This is a genomic window from Clostridium sp. 1001271B_151109_B4 (assembly GCF_015670405.1).
Classification (GTDB): Bacteria; Bacillota; Clostridia; order Clostridiales; family Clostridiaceae; genus Clostridium.
The window spans coordinates 48,148-67,340 of sequence record NZ_JADPBQ010000012.1; the positions used below are offsets into that span (position 1 = coordinate 48,148).

General features: G+C 29.2%; 17 protein-coding genes and 1 other annotated feature. Of the genes, 13 read left to right on the forward strand and 4 right to left on the reverse strand.

The window, feature by feature from the left end; all coding sequences use genetic code 11:
- Window positions 1-2: 2 nt before the first annotated feature.
- Window positions 3-2,294 carry a hydratase gene (locus I4V63_RS09810; RefSeq protein ID WP_196001086.1) on the forward strand — a complete coding sequence of 764 codons (2,292 nt, stop codon included), beginning with the start codon at window positions 3-5 and terminating at the stop codon, window positions 2,292-2,294.
- Window positions 2,295-2,451: 157 nt separating this feature from the next.
- Window positions 2,452-2,958, forward strand: coding sequence for an anaerobic ribonucleoside-triphosphate reductase activating protein (nrdG, locus tag I4V63_RS09815; RefSeq protein ID WP_196001087.1), 507 nt, complete (start codon window positions 2,452-2,454; stop codon window positions 2,956-2,958).
- 227 nt (window positions 2,959-3,185) lie between these two features.
- Here the strand turns inward: nrdG and asnS are convergent, their stop codons facing one another.
- On the reverse strand, window positions 3,186-4,580 hold the full coding sequence (asnS, locus tag I4V63_RS09820; RefSeq protein ID WP_196001088.1) for an asparagine--tRNA ligase: 1,395 nt from the start codon (window positions 4,578-4,580) through the stop codon (window positions 3,186-3,188).
- Window positions 4,581-4,658: 78 nt separating this feature from the next.
- Window positions 4,659-4,894: a binding site (T-box leader), on the reverse strand.
- Between the two features lie 97 nt (window positions 4,895-4,991).
- Here asnS and I4V63_RS09825 point away from each other — a divergent pair.
- Window positions 4,992-5,594, forward strand: coding sequence for a cytochrome b5 domain-containing protein (locus I4V63_RS09825; RefSeq protein ID WP_196001089.1), 603 nt, complete (start codon window positions 4,992-4,994; stop codon window positions 5,592-5,594).
- Between the two features lie 130 nt (window positions 5,595-5,724).
- Here I4V63_RS09825 and I4V63_RS09830 read toward each other — a convergent pair whose 3' ends face one another.
- Window positions 5,725-6,423: a metallophosphoesterase family protein gene (locus I4V63_RS09830; RefSeq protein WP_196001090.1), complete on the reverse strand. Its 699-nt coding sequence runs from the start codon at window positions 6,421-6,423 to the stop codon at window positions 5,725-5,727.
- Window positions 6,424-6,619: 196 nt separating this feature from the next.
- Between I4V63_RS09830 and I4V63_RS09835 the strand changes: the two genes are divergently transcribed.
- Both I4V63_RS09835 and I4V63_RS09840 read left to right on the forward strand, forming a co-directional pair.
- Window positions 6,620-7,696, forward strand: coding sequence for a Xaa-Pro peptidase family protein (locus I4V63_RS09835; RefSeq protein ID WP_196001091.1), 1,077 nt, complete (start codon window positions 6,620-6,622; stop codon window positions 7,694-7,696).
- A 127-nt stretch (window positions 7,697-7,823) separates the two neighbouring features.
- Complete coding sequence (locus I4V63_RS09840; protein WP_196001092.1) at window positions 7,824-8,549, forward strand: DUF421 domain-containing protein; 726 nt, start codon at window positions 7,824-7,826, stop codon at window positions 8,547-8,549.
- Window positions 8,550-8,636: 87 nt separating this feature from the next.
- Here I4V63_RS09840 and I4V63_RS09845 read toward each other — a convergent pair whose 3' ends face one another.
- A complete protein-coding gene (locus tag I4V63_RS09845) occupies window positions 8,637-9,455 on the reverse strand; it encodes a purine-nucleoside phosphorylase (RefSeq protein ID WP_196001093.1) in 819 nt (272 codons plus the stop codon).
- 30 nt (window positions 9,456-9,485) lie between these two features.
- Window positions 9,486-10,862: a UDP-N-acetylmuramate--L-alanine ligase gene (gene murC, locus I4V63_RS09850; RefSeq protein ID WP_196001094.1), complete on the reverse strand. Its 1,377-nt coding sequence runs from the start codon at window positions 10,860-10,862 to the stop codon at window positions 9,486-9,488.
- A gap of 313 nt (window positions 10,863-11,175) precedes the next feature.
- Here murC and purR point away from each other — a divergent pair, with 313 nt between their 5' ends.
- The 8 genes from purR (at window position 11,176) to pth (ending at window position 19,178) form a co-directional block, all read left to right on the forward strand.
- Complete coding sequence (gene purR, locus I4V63_RS09855; RefSeq protein WP_196001095.1) at window positions 11,176-11,991, forward strand: pur operon repressor; 816 nt, start codon at window positions 11,176-11,178, stop codon at window positions 11,989-11,991.
- Window positions 11,992-12,122: 131 nt separating this feature from the next.
- Complete coding sequence (gene spoVG, locus I4V63_RS09860; protein ID WP_042400088.1) at window positions 12,123-12,404, forward strand: septation regulator SpoVG; 282 nt, start codon at window positions 12,123-12,125, stop codon at window positions 12,402-12,404.
- A 169-nt stretch (window positions 12,405-12,573) separates the two neighbouring features.
- Window positions 12,574-13,947, forward strand: coding sequence for a bifunctional UDP-N-acetylglucosamine diphosphorylase/glucosamine-1-phosphate N-acetyltransferase GlmU (gene glmU, locus I4V63_RS09865; RefSeq protein WP_196001096.1), 1,374 nt, complete (start codon window positions 12,574-12,576; stop codon window positions 13,945-13,947).
- A gap of 67 nt (window positions 13,948-14,014) precedes the next feature.
- On the forward strand, window positions 14,015-14,974 hold the full coding sequence (locus tag I4V63_RS09870) for a ribose-phosphate diphosphokinase (protein ID WP_196001097.1): 960 nt from the start codon (window positions 14,015-14,017) through the stop codon (window positions 14,972-14,974).
- 139 nt (window positions 14,975-15,113) lie between these two features.
- Entirely contained in the window at window positions 15,114-15,800 is a 687-nt protein-coding gene (locus I4V63_RS09875) for a response regulator transcription factor (protein ID WP_196001098.1), read from the forward strand.
- Entirely contained in the window at window positions 15,801-17,210 is a 1,410-nt protein-coding gene (locus tag I4V63_RS09880) for a HAMP domain-containing sensor histidine kinase (protein WP_196001099.1), read from the forward strand. It begins immediately after the preceding gene.
- Between the two features lie 108 nt (window positions 17,211-17,318).
- Window positions 17,319-18,452, forward strand: coding sequence for a S1C family serine protease (locus I4V63_RS09885; RefSeq protein ID WP_196001100.1), 1,134 nt, complete (start codon window positions 17,319-17,321; stop codon window positions 18,450-18,452).
- A 150-nt stretch (window positions 18,453-18,602) separates the two neighbouring features.
- Window positions 18,603-19,178: an aminoacyl-tRNA hydrolase gene (pth, locus tag I4V63_RS09890; protein ID WP_196001101.1), complete on the forward strand. Its 576-nt coding sequence runs from the start codon at window positions 18,603-18,605 to the stop codon at window positions 19,176-19,178.
- Window positions 19,179-19,193 lie beyond the last annotated feature (15 nt).

Sequence of the window (19,193 nt, forward strand, 5' to 3'; positions counted from 1 at the left end):
AGATGATAAAATTATTTTCAAATGGAGTTTACCTTATTAATAATAGGGAGATTGTAGAAGATTGTAACGAAGTTAATTCAATATTGGCAAATAAACTTGGAAATAATTATCCAAGCAAGGAAAATGCTAAAAAAAATACTATTGCTTATAATATTTTAAAAGAACATAATACATCAGAAAATATGGACAAACTAAAAATAAAATTTGATAAATTAGCATCTCATGATATTACATTTGTAGGAATAATTCAGACAGCAAGAGCATCAGGATTAGAAAAGTTTCCAGTACCATATGCTTTAACTAATTGTCATAATAGTTTATGCGCAGTTGGGGGAACAATAAATGAAGATGATCACATGTTTGGACTTTCATGTGCAAAAAAATATGGTGGAATATATGTACCACCTCATCAAGCTGTAATACATCAATTTGCAAGAGAAATGTTAGCAGGCTGTGGAAAAATGATTTTAGGGTCTGATAGTCATACTCGTTATGGAGCATTAGGAACTATGGCTATTGGAGAAGGTGGCCCTGAAATAGTTAAACAATTATTATGTAAAACCTATGATATTAATAGACCTGATGTAGTAGGAGTATACTTAACTGGTTCACCACAAAAAGGTGTGGGACCACAAGATATTGCTTTAGCTATAATTGGAGCTGTTTTTACAAATGGATATGTTAATAATAAAGTAATGGAGTTTATTGGTGATGGAGTTGCTAATTTAAGTGCTGACTTTAGAATTGGTGTTGATGTTATGACTACAGAAACAACATGTTTATCATCTATTTGGAAAACTGATAATAAAATAAAAGAATTCTATGATATTCATGGAAGAGTAGATGAGTATAAAGAATTAAATCCTGGAGCTGTAGCATACTATGATGGAATGATTTATGTTGACTTATCTAAGGTTAAACCAATGATAGCTATGCCATTCCATCCAAGTAATGTTTATAGCATAGAAGAACTAAATGCAAATCTTAATGATATATTAGCTGAAGTTGAAAAGAAGGCTGGAATTAGCTTAGATAATAAAATTAGATTTACATTAAGAGATAAAATTCATAATGGCAAGCTTTATGTAGAACAAGGAGTAATTGCAGGTTGTGCAGGTGGAAGCTTTGAAAATATATGTGATGCAGCAGATATTTTAAAAGGTACTTCAATTGGTAGTGATGAATTTTCATTAAGTGTTTATCCAGCATCTCAACCAGTATTTATGGAACTTGTTAAGAATGGTAGAATTGCAGATATTATGGCTACAGGTGCTACTGTTCGTACTGCATTTTGTGGACCATGCTTTGGAGCAGGAGATGTTCCTGCAAATAATGGATTAAGTATACGTCATTCAACTAGAAACTTCCCTAATAGAGAAGGATCAAAGATAACTAATGGACAAATTGCATCAGTTGCATTAATGGATGCTAGATCTATTGCAGCAACAGCAGCTAATAAGGGATATTTAACAGCTGCAACTGATATAGATGTTAATTTTACAAAACCAAAATATTATTTTGATAAGTCTATATATGAAAATCGTGTTTATGATGGAGTTGGAAAAGCTGATCCATCAGTAGAAATTAAATTTGGACCTAATATAGTAGATTGGCCTAAAATGTCAGCTTTAACTGATAACTTATTACTAAAAGTAGTTTCTGTTATTCATGATCCAGTTACTACAACTGATGAACTTATTCCATCAGGGGAAACTTCATCATATCGTTCTAATCCATTAGGTTTAGCTGAATTTACTTTATCACGTAAGGACCCAGCATACGTTGGTAGAGCTAAGGAAATCCAAAAAGCTGAAAAGGCAAGACTAGTTAATGAGTCTCCTATTGATGTAGTAAGTGAATTGGGTGATATATTTAGTACAATTAAAGAAGTGTTTACTGATGTTAATAATGAAAACACAGGAATAGGAAGTACTATTTATGCAGTTAAGCCAGGTGATGGGTCAGCACGTGAACAAGCAGCATCTTGCCAAAAAGTCCTTGGTGGATGGGCTAATATAGCTCATGAATATGCTACAAAGAGATACCGTTCTAATTTAATAAATTGGGGTATGCTCCCTTTTGTTCTTAAAGAAGATTTATGCTTTAATAATGGTGATTATCTATTTGTACCTAATATAGTAGAAGCAATTAAAGAAAAGAAAGATAGTATAAAAGGCTATGTAGTCAATAATTCAATGAAGGAATTGGAATTAAAACTAGGGGAACTTACTGATGATGAACGTGAAATTATATTAAAAGGATGCTTGATTAACTATTATAAACTGAATTCTTAGCTTAAAATGGAGATTTAGCTATAGCTTAAGATCAAAATTCGTTATGGAGGAGCGTGTCCGTTGTTAGCTTCAACTGAATAGGAGGGAGTGTTACACGGCTAGCTATCAGATAAAGCATAAAGCATAAAGTATAATGCCTTTGGAGGTTTAGTTAAAAATGAATAAAACTGTGAGACTTGCAGGAATAGCTTATGAAAGTTTAGTAAATGGGCCTGGTATGAGAAGGGTGTTTTTTGCACAAGGTTGTAAGCATAAGTGTGAGGGCTGCTTTAATCCAGAAACACATAGTTTTGATGGTGGAGAAATTATGAATATGGATAAATTAATAAAGGATGTTTTAGATAATCCTATGTTAAAAGGAGTAACATTCAGTGGAGGTGATCCAATAGAGCAGGCCCACAGTTTTGCTTATATGGCAAAGGCTTTTAGAAGTAAAAATTTAAGTATATGGTGCTATACAGGATATACATTTGAAGAACTTTTAGAACTAATGAATAGTAATGATGGTATAAATGAGCTTTTAAATAATATAGATGTATTAATTGATGGCAAATTTGAGTTAATGAATAGAAATGAGGAATTGAAGTTTAAAGGCTCAACTAACCAACGTATAATTGATGTAAAGAATAGTTTAAGTTCAGGTAATGTAATAGTTATAGGATAAAATTTTTAAGGATACTAACTGTATAATAGATTTATTAAATAGAATTTATCAGTTAAAAAAAAAAGCGCATAAGCGCTTTTTTTTAATAATGGGGGGATGGGAACCTGTATATTACAGGTTTTATATTTACATTATAATTATGTACAGTTATTAGAAGTTCTATACACATTTTTAAAAAAAATTTAAAAAAGCTACTGCATTAAAAATGCAGTAGCTCTCTAAATATATTAGAAATCAGATTGCCCAGTAGTTCTTGGGAATGGAATAACGTCTCTGATATTTGCCATACCAGTAATGTACATTATTAATCTTTCGAATCCTAGGCCAAATCCAGCATGCTTAGTTTCTCCGTATTTTCTAAGCTCTAAATACCACCAGTAATCCTCTTCTTTAAGACCTAATTCAGCCATTCTAGCTTTTAAAACATCAAGTCTTTCTTCTCTTTGGCTACCACCGATGATTTCACCTATTCCAGGAACTAAACAGTCAGTTGCTGCAACAGTTTTTCCATCATCATTAAGTCTCATGTAGAATGCTTTAATGTCTTTTGGATAGTCAGTAACGAATACTGGTTTCTTAAATATTTCTTCAGTTAAATATCTTTCATGTTCAGTTTGAAGGTCGATTCCCCATTCAACTGGATATTCGAATGTTTTACCACAGCTCTTTAACATTTCAACGGCTTCAGTATAAGTTACTTTTCCAAAGTCAGAAGTTACTATATGATTTAATTTATCTAATAATCCTTTTTCAACAAATTGGTTGAAGAATGCCATTTCTTCAGGACATTCATCCATAACGTATTTAATTACGTATTTTAACATTGCTTCAGCTAATTCCATATCATCTTGTAAATCAGCAAATGCTATTTCAGGTTCAACCATCCAGAACTCAGCAGCATGTCTAGCTGTATTTGAATTTTCAGCTCTAAAAGTTGGACCAAAAGTATAAACATTTCTAAATGCTAGAGCAAAAGTTTCAGCATTTAATTGTCCTGAAACTGTAAGGTTAGTTTCCTTACCAAAGAAGTCTTCTTTGTAATCAACTTTTCCGTCTTCAGTTCTTGGAACATTGTCAAAGTCTAAAGTAGTAACTTTAAACATTTCACCTGCACCTTCACAGTCACTTCCAGTTAAGATTGGTGTGTTTGTATATACAAATCCTTGATCTTGGAAGAATTTGTGGATAGCATAAGCTGCTACAGAACGAACTCTAAATACTGCAGAGAAAGCATTACTTCTTGGTCTTAAGTGTGCAATAGTTCTTAAGTATTCAAAAGTATGTCTTTTCTTTTGTAATGGATAGTCAGAGTCTGACATTCCTTCAATTACAACTTCTTTTGCTTGAATTTCAAATGGTTGTTTAGCCTCTGGAGTTTCAACTAATGTACCAATAACTTTAATTGATGAACTTATTGGTAACTTTGAAATGTCTTTAAAGTTTTCTAATTTGTTATCAAAAACAACTTGAATATTTTTAAAGAAAGATCCGTCATTTACTTCGATAAATCCAAAAGCATTAGATGCTCTAAGAGTTCTTATCCAACCTGAAATTGTTACTTCTTTAGATAAGTATTCTGATGTGTTTCTATAAAGTGATTTTACTAAAACTACTTTTTCCATAATAACCTCCTGTTAATAAAATATTTATTATTTCAAAATTAAATAAAAGCAATAAAAAAATCCCTTCATCCCCAAAATATATGGGACGAAAGGAATTACTTACGTGGTACCACCCAAATTGCCTAAAAAAGGCCACTTAGTAAATTAATAACGACATTTAGCCGTCTAAGCCTAATATTTAAGTAAATAAACTTACTTAAAGTTCAGTTAGAAACTCAGAGATGTTCTTCACTATTGATTTCGTATAAGGCTTACACCATCCCTTACTCGCTAAAACTACCTTCAAAAGTTACTCTTCTCATCATAGTCAATAAAAGTTTGTAATTTTATTAATACGATTTTACAATACTTTGCTAACATTTGCAACTTAATTTCATAATATATATTTAAAGAATGTTTTTGGAGGAAATTATGGCTAAAAAAGATTTCTTAGAACAAAAGTATTGTGAAATAAATAAACTAAAGAATTTATTGCAGACATATCCTAAGGAATATGCTGAGACTATTATTAAGGTTATGCAAAATGTTTTTGATGAGATAAGTGAATACTTAGATGAAGAGGCTAATAAGTTGAAAAAAATAGCAAAAATAGATATAGCAGAAAAAAATATAGATATATTAGAAAAAAAAATAGATGGATTGAATAAAAAAATAGAAAAAACTAAGGGTCAGTTATCAGAAAAGGAAAAATGCAAAAACGTGGGAAATAAAGCTAATAAAGAAGAAACAAAGGAAGATAAAAAGTCAGGAAAAAGGCAAGATTTTAGTAGTAGAGAAGAATTAAGATATTATACAATGGATGAAGTCGCTAAATTTGATGGGTGTGATGGTAGTTTAGCTTATGTTGTTATTGAAGGAACAGTATATGATGTGACAGCAGTTAAAGAATGGAGAGATGGTAGGCATTATGGATTATATGCTGGAAGAGATTTAACAGAGTATTTTAATACTTGTCATAAAGATGAAAAAAACATTTTGAATAAATTGAGGATTGTAGGAACTATTAAAAATTAGTAGTTAGTAGTTTTAGTAGTTAGTAGTTAAGGAATAAAGTCTGCGTAAGCAGACTTTAAAATATACTTTTTAGAAACTTATAAGGAGTTTAATCCTTAACTTCAAACCATTAACTACTAATTAAACTAAGTTATTCTTTGCCAGTTTCGTATGAAGATGTAATTGAATTAGGAAAGTTTAGCATAGTGCAATCTTTCATAATTCTTTTATATTCATACTCTAAGTATTTAAATGTAACTTTAACTTCACCGTTATTATTAATTTCAATAAGAGCATAAGTTGGATTTGGTTTTCCTATTTTAGGTTTTCCAACACTTCCAACATTAATTAAAAGTTTATTATTATACTTTTTGGCAAATGGAATATGAGTGTGTGCACAGACTAATACGTCACCTTCATATTGTGACATAATTTCTTTGGTCTTTTCATCATCTTCAAAAAGATAATCATTAATTGCGTTTGGACTACCATGAGTTAAAAGCATATTTACACCATTAAAAGTATATTTTAATGAGGTTGGAAGTGAGTCTAAATAGTATTTATTAGCAATTCTAACTTCTTCACAAGCCCAAGGTAGTGCAAATGAATTTATCGATGTATTTCTAATATAGGTAAAATCCCCATCTACGACAGAAGCATCATAGTTTCCTTTTACACAAGGTATTTCTCTTCTTTTTATTAGTGCTACAACTTCATTAGGATGAGGACCGTATCCAACTAAGTCTCCTAAGCATATTATTTTATCAACGTTTTGTTCATCAATATCTTCAAGTGTTTTCATTAGTGCATATATGTTTCCATGGATATCTGACATAACTGCTATTTTCATTTTGTTATCCTCCACCTTTTAAATTGAAACCCTAAATTTCTATGACTCTATTAAAATTAAGGTAGTTATTATAAAATAATTATATCACTATAAAGAAAAAAAATACGATAAAAGTTATAAATAATATTATGGATAATATAAAAAATTTAAGTTATGATAAAAATAAGAAAATAAAGGTACAGTATGGAGGTAAAACATGAAAATTTCAAGAGTTACAAAGATATTAGCGCAAATGGAAGAAAGTAAAATTCCACAATTAATTATAACTTCAGCAGAGTCAATTTTTTATTTAACTGGAAAGATGATTCATTCAGGAGAGAGATTAGTTGCATTATATTTAGATGTTAATGGTAATCATAAATTTCTTGTAAATAAGCTATTTCCTATTAATGAAGATTTAGGAATAGAAGTTGTTTGGTATGATGATATTGAAAATCCAATAGATAAATTAGAGAAGATAGTAAAACAAGGAGAAGTTTTAGGAGTAGATAAAGATTTACCAGCCCATTTTTTAATAGATCTTATGGGAAGAAATGTTGTTAAGACATTTGTAAATTCATCACCTATAATTGATAGATTAAGAATGATAAAGGATGAAGAAGAAATCAAAATAATGAAAGAAGCTTCTAAGATAAATGATGCAGTAATGTTAAAGCTTTGGAGTAATTTAAAAGAAGGATATTCAGAAAAGTATTATGCAAATCTTTTATCTGAAATTTATGAAGAAGAAGGTTCTTCTGGATTTTCATTTTCTCCAATTATAGCTACAAGTCCTAATGGTGCAGATCCACATCATGGAACTGGTAAGGATAAAATAAAAGTTGGAGATAGTGTTGTTTTAGATATTGGTGGAAGATATAAAAATTATTGTTCAGATATGACTAGAACTGTATTTATAGGTAAAGAACCAAGTAAAGAGCATGCTCAGGTGTATAACATAGTAAAAAGTGCAAATGAAAAAGCTATTTCTATAATAAAGGAAGGAGTTAAATTCTCTGATATTGATAAAGCTGCTAGAAATTTAATTACTGAAGCTGGTTATGGAGAATATTTCACGCATAGAACTGGACATAGTATAGGAATAGAAGTTCATGATTTTGGAAATGTTAGTTCAGTAAATGATGAAGAGGTTAAAGCAGGTATGATATTCTCAGTTGAACCTGGAATTTACTTAAAAGACAACATAGGAGTTAGAATTGAAGACTTAGTTCTTGTAACTAAGGATGGCTGTGAAGTATTAAATTCTGTTACTAAGGAAATAACAGTATTATAGTTTTAGAGTAATGAAAAGTTAACCATATCATAAGTAAATGAGCTTTTAATTTAGAATGTTATTATGAATAAAATTAATCAACTTACTCAAAATATAACTATATTTTAGATAAGGGGATTAATTTTAAATGTATAGTAGTATATTATTTAGCACAATAATTAAAGGTATTTTGATATATGTTTTAGCACTGATTCTTAGTAAATTAATCGGTATAAAAATTATTTCGCAAATGAATTTTTTTGATTTTATAATGGGTGTTTCTGTAGGATCAATGATTGCTAAAATTATAATTGATAAGGATCATGTAGTTTTTTCTGGAATTATAGCATTAATAATTTTTACAATGTTAACTATAGCAACTAGTTATTTAAATTTGAAAAGTTATACCGCTAGAAAAATAATAAATGCTAAAACTTTGATATTAATAGAAAATGGACGTATTATTAATAAAAATATGAAAAAACTTAGGATTTCAATAAATGAACTTATGATGAAGTTAAGAGAAAAGGATGTTTTTAATTTAGAGGATGTACAATTTGCAATTATGGAGAGTAATGGTCAATTATCAGTTTTAATAAAAGCTAATAAAAAGCCAATAACTCCATATGATATGAATTTAAAAGTAAAGAGTTTTTCTTTAATAAATGATATTATAATTGATGGAAAAATAATAGATAAGAATCTTGAAATAGCTGGTATAGATAAAAAATGGTTGCACTCTGAACTCAAAAGGAAAAGTATAAATAACATTGAAGATATTTTTTATGCCGGTATAGATCAAAATAAAAATCTTATTATTTCAGAAAAGTATCCTGATGATTTTAATATAGAAAATAAGTTTGGTATAGAATAAATGTTAAAATAATTAACTGATTTACTGAAAGAAGTAAGATTATATAAATAACAAAGCTACACACTAATTTGTGTGTAGCTTTATTTTTTATATTATTTCAATTACTTTATTCATTAATTTTATAAAATCGTTTTTAACTTTAGCAGAAGTTTCAATAACTTCTTCATGGTTTAATGGTTGGTCTAAAATACCAGCAGCCATATTTGTTAAGCACGAAATACCAACTGTTTTAATTCCACAGTGGTTTGCAATAATTACTTCTGGAACAGTAGACATACCTACAGCATCTCCACCCATAATTCTAGCAAATCTTACTTCAGCAGGAGTTTCATATGTAGGTCCAGAGAACATTACATATACACCTTGTTGTAATTTAATTTCTAGTTGTTTAGCTGCTTCTAAAACTTTATTTCTAAGTTCTAAACTATATGCTTCAGACATATCTGGGAATCTAGGTCCAAATTCATCGATGTTGTGTCCAAATAATGGGTTTGAACCAGAGAAATTGATATGGTCAGTAATAAGCATTAAGTCTCCTGCATTAAAGCTTTCATTAACTGCTCCAGCTGCATTAGTTACTATAAGTTTTGAAACCCCTAATAATTTCATCACTCTTACAGGAAAAGTAACTTTATCTAATGAATAACCTTCATAATAGTGGAATCTTCCTTGCATAGCAACAACTTGTTTATTACCAAGTTTACCTATAACTAAACGTCCAGCATGACCTTCTACTGTTGAAGTTGGAAAGTTTGGAATATCAGTATAGTTGTAATATTCAGCATCTTCTATTGTATCAGCTAATGAGCCTAATCCAGAACCAAGTATTAATGCAATTTCAGGTTTATACTTAGTTTGTTTTAAAATAAAATCAGCAGAAGCTTTAATTTGTGTTAATAAATCCATTAAAATCACCTCGTTTTTTTATCTTGTAGTTTATTTATTTAAAAGCATTTCTCCTACTTTAACAACATCTCCAGCACCAACTGTAAGAATTAAATCTCCAGATTTTACTTTAGATGCTAAGTAGTTAGCTGCTTCTTCATGGCTATGAACATTAATGCAATTTAATCCTGTCTCTCTTATAGCATTTCCAAGTTCCTCAGAAGATACTAATCCAGTATCCTTTTCACGTGCAGCATAAATATCCATTAAAATTAATTCATCTGAAGAATCAAAACATGTTGTAAACTCATCAAAAAGAGTTTTAGTTCTAGTATAAGTGTGTGGTTGGAATACGCAATAAGTTTTATTATGCTTAATTAACTTTGCAGTAGCTAATGTTGCCTTTATTTCAACTGGATGATGAGCATAGTCATCTATTATAGTAGCACCCTTAAATTCACCTTTAAATTCAAATCTCTTATGAGCACCCTTACAATTACTTAAACCTTTAATAATAGATTCTGTTGGAATATTTAAAATTAAAGATGTACAAATTGCAGAAAGGGCATTTAATATATTATGCTTACCAGTTGTATTTAAAGTAACATTAAATAATGATTCTCCATTTTTACATACGGTAAATGAAGCACATCCCTTATTGTTGAATGAAATATTAGTGGCTGTTACGTCACCTTTAGTAAAACCATAGCTTATAGTATTACATTTTGCATATTTTAGTACTTCTTCAACTCTTGAATCTTCAGCACATCCAACTAGATAACCATCAGATGGAATTAAGTCAGAGAATTTTTTAAAAGTATCTTCTATATGATTTATATCTCTGTAATAATCTAAATGATCTGCATCTATATTTAATATAATTCCTATATAAGGGAAGAATTTTAAAAATGATGCTTTATATTCACAGGCTTCTGTAACAAAGTATTCGCTTTCTCCAATTTTGAAGTTACCATGAATAGCATCAACATCTCCACCTACTAAAATTGTAGGATCTAAATCTGCACTTAAAGTTATGTGTGAAAGCATAGAAGTTGTTGTTGTTTTACCATGAGTTCCTGCAACAGCAACATTATACTTATGACCTTTCATTATATAGCCTAAGAATTCTGCTCTATCCATAAGTTCTATATTTTGATTTTTAGCTTCTATTAACTCAGGATTAGTAGAAGGAATTGCAGCAGTATATACTACTAAATCAACATTTTTTAAGTTTTCGCTTCTATGACCTATGTAAATTTCAGCACCAGATTTTCTTAATTTATTTAAAACTTCTGATTCTTTAGCATCGGAACCAGATACTTTATATCCTTTTGTTAATAGGACAGCAGCAAGTCCACTCATGCTAACCCCGCCAATTCCTATGAAATGAACTTTTTTATTTTTATCTGTATTTAAATCAAAAGACAAGATATCAACTCCTTTAATTTTATTAATAAATGTATATTTATAATTATATACAAATTTGCTAGGTTGAACACAAAAAATAAAAAATATATAAAATAATTTCTTATAAATAGGAACAAAATTATATTAAGGATATATTTGAAATAGAAATAAAAGATAAAGAGAAAAGATTATAGATATAAAATAATATTAAGAATTTCAAAGAAATAAACCAAAACCTATTGATAATCTAAGTAAATTAGAATAAAATATGAATATTCGGAATGAGAAAATTGAAATAATTCGTGTTTTTGAGAAAATAAGGAAGGTGAGTCAAGTGGAAAAATTAAGTAGAAATAATAGAGTTGTTGCCATCACAAAGATATTAATAGAAACTCCTAATAAGGTTATAGGATTAAATAGATTTTCGGAATTATTAAACGCTGCTAAATCTACTATTAGTGAAGATATAGTAATAGTAAGAGAAGTCTTAGAAAAATTAGAAATGGGTTCAATAGAAACAATTTCAGGAGCAGCTGGAGGAATTAAATTCATTCCTGCAATGGGACAAAAAGCAAGAGAAGAATTTGCTAATGAGTTATGTGAAGCTTTATTAGAAGAGGGAAGAATTGTACCAGGTAATTTTGTGTATTTAACTGATATAATGTATAATCCTCAAATTGTAAGTAAAGCTGGTGTAATACTAGCATCTCATTTCCAAGGGATGGATTTAGATTATATCGTAACAGTAGAAACTAAAGGAATTCCTTTAGCATATGAGGTTGCTAAAAGTTTAGGAATAGAATTAGTCATAATAAGAAAAGACAATAAGGTTACAGAAGGATCAACAGTTACAATTAATTATGTATCAGGTACAAGTGGAAGAATACAACAAATGGCATTAGCTAAAAAATGTATGAAACCATCTAGTAAATGTGTATTCATAGATGATTTCTTAAGAGGAGGCGGAACAGCTCAAGGTATAAAAGATCTTTTAAGTGAATTTGATAGTGAGTTAGTTGGAACAGGTGTATTAGTAGATAATGTTGGAATACAAAATAAGAGAACTGATGATTATGTTTCAATTATTGATTTAGAATATGATAAAGAAAATAATAAGCTTATAGTAAAGCCATCAGAGTTAATAAAATAGAATTAATGTCAGTTGTGAAATAATAAAATTTTAAAATAGTGGAAAATTTTTAAAAAAATTAAGTAAAAAAAAGGATTTTTAAACTTTTTATAGAAATATATTTATTATAAAGCAACTGGAGGTGTAGTGAAGTGACAATCACAGACGTTAGAATCAGAAAGATAGCAGCAGAAGGAAAAATGAAGGCTATAGTTTCTGTAACATTTGATAATGAATTTGTTGTCCATGATATTAAGGTAATAGAAGGACAAAATGGTTTATTTATTGCAATGCCAAGTAGAAAGACACCAGATGGGGAATTTAAAGATATTGCTCATCCAATAAATACTGATACTAGGGAAAAAATTCAAACTTCCATATTAAAAGCTTACGAAGAAGCAATGGAAGAAGAAAACGTTGTTATAAGTGAATAATATTTTAAATAAAAGGGGTATATGCTATTTCATATACCCCTTTTAATTTATAATTGATTTGAAGTGTTGAAATACTTTAGTTAATGCAATATAATATATAAGAAATATGAACGAACGTTTTTGAAAAAAGATTGAATTTTGTCCATTAAATTTATTGAGAGGTGAGTTAATGTATAAATGTGCTTTAATATTAGCGGCAGGTCAAGGGAAGAGAATAAAATCTGATTTACCTAAGGTTTTACATAAAGTTTGTGGAAAAGAAATGGTTAATCATGTAATTGATACATTGAGAAAAAGTAAGATAGAAGATATAAACGTTATTGTAGGAAAAGGTGCAGAATTAGTTAAGTCTAATACTAGTTCTAGAAATGTAAGCTATTCTCTTCAAGAAGAGCAACTAGGAACAGGGCATGCAGTTAAATGTGCTATGGAATTCTTAAAAGGTAAAAATGGTACAGTTGCAGTATTTAATGGAGATGCACCACTTATAAAAGAAGATACAATAGTTGAATTATTTAATATACATCAAGAAAATAATAATAGTGCAACAATTTTAACATCTATTTTAGACGATGCTTCAGGATACGGAAGAATTATAAGAAATGGCGATGAAGTATTAAAAATAGTTGAACATAAAGATTGTAACGAAGAAGAGCTTAAAGTAAAGGAAATCAACTCTGGAATTTATTGCTTTGAAATTGAAAAGTTAGTTGAGTGTTTAGGAAATCTTTCTACTAACAACTCTCAAGGAGAGTACTATTTAACTGATGTAATTGAAATGTTAAAAAATAAAGCTGAGAAGGTAGGAGCGCTTGTAATAGATCATGAAGAAACATTAGGTGTTAATTCAAGATTACAACTTTCTGAAGTTGAAGCTATTTTAAGAAAAAGAATAAATAATAAACATTTAGATAATGGTGTTACTATTATAGATCCAATGACAACTTACATTGGAGCTGATGTAGAAATAGGTCAAGATACTATTATTTATCCTGGTAATGTATTAGAAGGTAATACTAAAATAGGAAAGGGATGTACATTATTCCCTAACTCAAGAATTAATAATAGTGTAATTGGAGAAGATGTAGAGATACAATCATCAGTAATTTTGGAGAGTTCAGTTGGAAATAACACTACAGTTGGGCCATTCGCTTATATTCGTCCAGAATCTGTTGTAGGAGATAATGTAAGAATTGGTGATTTTGTCGAGATAAAAAAATCTACTATAGGGAATAATACTAAAGTATCTCATTTAACTTATGTTGGAGATAGTGAAGTTGGAGAAAGTTGCAACTTTGGTTGTGGTACTGTTACGGTAAACTATGATGGAACAAGTAAACATAAAACTATAATTGGAAATAATAGTTTTATAGGATGTAATACAAATTTAATTTCACCAGTTACAATAGAAGATAATAGTTATATAGCTGCCGGGTCAACAATTACAAATGATGTTCATAGCGGTGAACTTGCTGTTGCAAGGGCTAAGCAAAGGAATATTCAAGGCTGGGTAGATAAAAGAGGTCTTATTAAGAAAAAATAATATAAATATTTACTATAAGATAAAAAAGTGGCAAGTAATGTTGCCAATCAAGGAGGGTCTCACAATTATGATAGCACATGGAAAGAAAATTAAAATATTTACAGGGAATTCACACCCTGAATTAGCAAAGGAAATCGCAGATTTATTAGGATTACCATTAGGAAATGCAAAGGTTTCTACGTTTAGTGATGGAGAAATTTCTGTAGATATTAATGAAACTGTAAGAGGTGTTGATGTATTTATAGTTCAATCAACAAGTTCACCAGTTAATAATAATTTAATGGAATTATTAATTATGATTGATGCATTTAAAAGAGCATCTGCAGGAAGAATAACTGCGGTTATTCCTTACTATGGATATGCTAGACAAGATAGAAAAGCAAAATCAAGAGATCCGATAACAGCAAAGTTAGTTGCTGATATATTAACTGCAGCTGGAGCAGATAGAGTTTTAACTATGGACTTACATGCATCTCAAATCCAAGGATATTTTAATATACCAGTTGATCACCTTTTAGGTTCACCAATATTAGCAAAAAGCTTTATTGAAAAAGGATTTAGCGATCAAGAGGATGTAGTTGTTGTATCACCAGACTTAGGAAGTGTTACAAGAGCAAGAAAGTTTGCTGATAAGCTAAATGCACCAATTGCTATTATTGATAAAAGAAGACCAAAAGCAAATGTTTCTGAGATAATGAATATTATCGGTGAAGTAAACGGAAAAAGATGTATCTTAATTGATGATATGATTGATACTGCAGGAACAATAGCAAATGCAGCAAATGCGCTTAAAGACTTAGGTGCAAAGAATGTTTATGCATGCTGTACTCATGGAGTATTATCAGGACCAGCATTTGAAAGAATTAATAATTCTGCTATTGAGGAGTTAGTTATGTTAAATACAATTCCACTTCCAGATCAAGAAGGATTAGAAAAGTTTAAATCAATTTCTGTAGCTCCATTATTTGCTGAAGCAATTAAGAGAATATACGATGATGAACCAATAAGTAAATTATTTGAGAACTAATAAGAGTAAGCTGTTGTGGATACAACAGCTTATTCTTTTAGTTTTTTTAAATAATGTGTTACAAATGTAAATTTTATTAAAATTTTATTAGAGTTTTCAAAAATATAGTATAGAATATTAGTTAAGGAAGGTGAATGAAATGGATGATAAGTTAGGAAAAGTATTAATAGTAGATGATGATATTCATATTAATGAGCTTATAGATATGTATTTACAAAGTGGGGGATATAGTACTAAAAAATGTTTCAATGGAAATGAAGCCTGTAATATTGTGGCGACAGAAGATATTGGATTGGTAATATTAGATGTTATGTTACCAGGAAAAGATGGCATTGAGGTATTAAAAAATATAAGAAAAAATAGTGATGTACCTGTAATAATGCTTACAGCAAAAGGTGAAGTATTCGATAAAGTTCTTGCTTTAGAATTAGGGGCAGACGATTATATGGTAAAACCATTTGATCCAAAGGAGTTATTAGCTAGAGTTAAGGCTGTAACGAGAAGATATATAGTAGATAATCAAGCTAAAGATGTTGTTAAGTATTCAGATTTAACTATTGATATTGGAGCATATGAAGTAACGTATAGAGGCAGCAATGTAAAATTAGCTCCAAAAGAATTAGAGTTACTACATTTCATGGCAAATAATCCAAATAAAGTTTTTACTAGAGAACAGCTTATGTATGAAGTTTGGGGATATGATTACCCAGGAGATTCAAGAACCGTTGATGTACACATTAAAAGATTAAGAGAAAAAGTTAAAGGTGGAGATGAGTGGGAGCTTCAAACAGTGTGGGGTGTTGGATATAAGTTTGAGGTGAGATAGGTGAAGAAAAATAGCATAGTAAGAAAGCTTATAATAACTTTTTCTTCGATAACTGCTGGATTATTAATATTAGTAGGATTAGTTTTAACTATATGGTTTTATAAAAATGATTCTAGGGAAACAGTTGAAGCATTAAATAAACAGTTAGATGTTGTTTCTGAGGCTGTTGGTAGTTATTTAAAATACCAAGAAGGAAGCTATGAAGAAGTTAGCAGATTATTGGAGATAACATGTTTGACTAATAATATGGATGGGATTATTGTAGATAGGCTTGGATATGTTTATATAGTTTCTAATAGTAAGTACGACTATCTTAAATATACCAATATTGATATAAGTGAAAATAAAATGCCGGATTCAAATAAGTTGCAGTACACAAAGAAATTAATAAAGAATTACTCAGATGAAGATTTAGGTGCTTTTATAAAACCTATTTTTTCAAATGAAAAATTAGATGGATATATAATTATGCTTCAAGAGGAGAAAAGAAGTGTAAAACATACCGTAATTATTATATGGGTTGCAGTTATATTAGCAGTTATAGTTGCTGCAGCTATAGTAAAGTATTTTGCTGAATTACTAGTTGTTAGGCCTATAGAAGAAATCAATAAAGCTGCAAAGAGGTTAGCCAAAGGTGATGTAGATGAAAGGGTTAAGGTAATTAATAATAGTGAGATAGGGGAGCTTGCTCAATCATTTAATATAATGGCGCAATCTATAGAGGAATCTGATATTATAAGAAAAGAATTCATTTCAAATGTTTCTCATGAGCTAAGGTCACCAATTACATCTATTAAAGGTTTTATTGGTGGAATATTAGATGGTGTTATACCTAAAGATAAAGAAAATTACTATTTAAAAATAGTATACGATGAAATTGATAGGTTAGCACGATTAGTAAATGACTTATTAGATATGTCAGCTATGGAATCGGGAAAATTTAACTTGAATATCTCCGAGTTTGATATTAATCAAACAATAAGTTTGTGTATATTAAATTTAGAAAGTAAAATACAAGCTAAAGGATTGAATGTTAAAGCTGTTTTTCATGAAAATCGCTGTTTTGCAATAGGAGATAGAGATAGAATTCTTCAGGTTGTAACTAATTTATTAGAAAATGCTATTAAGTATAGTGAAGATAATGGTCAAATAGAAGTAAACATATCTACAAAGGGTGAAAAAATATATGTAAGCATATTTAACTCTGGAGATACTATTTCTCAAGAGGATATTAATCATATTTGGGACAGATTTTATAAAAGTGATAAATCGAGAACAAATAAGATAAGCACAGGGCTTGGTTTGCCTATAGTGAGATTAATTTTAACGCAACATAATCAAGATGTCTGGGTAAATAATGTAGAAGGAAAAGGTGTTAAGTTTACTTTTACATTGCAAGGAAATAGTTAAAAAAAGAGAAAATATTAATTTAAGATCAAAAATTAGTTTTAATATTAAAATTTAAAATATCTATAGTGTTAATCATTATAGATATTTTATAAATGCTTGGAGGAAGATATGAAATTTGGAAGAGGTAAAGAAAAAAAAATATCACGGACTCCACAAGATAGGATAGCTAATATAATTTTTGAGAAAAAAAATACTACTCAAGCAAGAGTTAAGATAGGTGTTAAAATAATCTTATATCTTGTTACAGCTAGTTTTTTAGGAGCAATTATTTCAGGTATAAATGTTAAACATAAATATGGAGAAGTAATGCAACAAGTAAAAGAGTTAAAGGGTAATGCAGATAATGTTATATTAGATTATACAAGAGTTATAAATAAGGTATCTCCATCTTTAGTGACTATTAGCGATGCTGAAGATAAACTTAATAGTGATAGTTATTTTGAGGGAAATGTAACAGGAATAATAATTAATGATAGTGGAATAATTTTAACAAATTATTCAGCAATAAAAGGAAAAAGTGATATTTATGTAAAGTTATCATCTGTTGCATCAAAGCCAATTAAAGCACAAATATTAATGGAAAATGAAGGAATAGATTTAGCAATCATAAAAATAGAATTTGATGGAGAATTAAAAGCTATAAAATTAGCGGATTTGGATAATATAAAAGAAGGACAGGGAATTGTTGTTTTAGGAAATGCAATTGGAGACGAATATATAGGAAGTTCAATTCCAGGAATAATAACTTCAAAAAATGAGAAATGGGATTCCGATGAAAAAAAATATTCTCTTTTACAAATAAATGCACCAATCGATGAAAAAAATACCGGGGGAGCTATTTGTAACTCAAAAGGTGAATTAGTTGGGATTACAAATTTATCTATAACAAATCAGAAAAATGAAGATGGACTTTATTATGGATTACAAATGAAGGAACTTCAAGAAATTATTAATTCAACAAATAGTTTTAAAAGTACCTTAGGAATAGTTGAAGGTGGAATAGTTGTTGATAAGGAAAGAGAATTTAGTGGATTTTACATACAAGAATTGTCAAAGGATGGCAGTGCATATATGGCTGGGATTAAACCTACAGATATAATTGTTGAGATTGATGGATATGAAGTTGTAGAGGTTGATGATATGATATCAATATTGCAAGGAGAACAAAAAGATGATATATTACATTGCAAGGTCTTAAGTGACGGTGAAATGAAAGATGTGGATATTAAAATATTAAGATAGATAATTTGGACTAATTCTAAAAGGAATTAGTCTAAATTTTTGTTGAAAAGAATGGAGATATTAATACAGACAATGATTAAAAAAACTTTTATTATTGAAAAAAATGGTATAATATAAAATAGGCTAATTTAAAGTAACGGAGGAGTTTAAATGTTTTTAATTGTTGGATTAGGAAATCCAGGTAAAGAGTATGATGGAACAAGACATAACATAGGATTTGCTGCAATAGATTATATAGCAGATAAGTATAATATAGAATTAAATAGGATAAAATTTAAAGGTATATTTGGAGAGGGATTAATAAATGGGAAGAAGGTAATTTTATTAAAACCGACTACATATATGAATTTAAGTGGAGAAAGTATTAGAGAAGTAGTTAACTTTTATAAAATAGACAATGAAGAAATAATTATAATTTATGATGATATTAGTTTAGATGTGGGAAGACTAAGAATAAGGGAAAAAGGAAGTCATGGAGGGCATAATGGAATAAAAAGTATTATAGCTAATTTAGGTAGTGACGTTTTTCCAAGAGTAAAAATTGGTGTAGGTGAACCTAAGGGGAATTTAGTTTCACATGTATTAGGAAAGTTTAGTGATGATGAAGTTCAAATATTAAAGGAATCAATAAAAGCTTCAAGTGATGCTGTAAGTATAATAATTACTAAAGATACTAAAGAAGCGATGAATAAATTAAATGGTTTTAATGCGGGTAAAGAGAAGTAAATAGGGAATATGGAA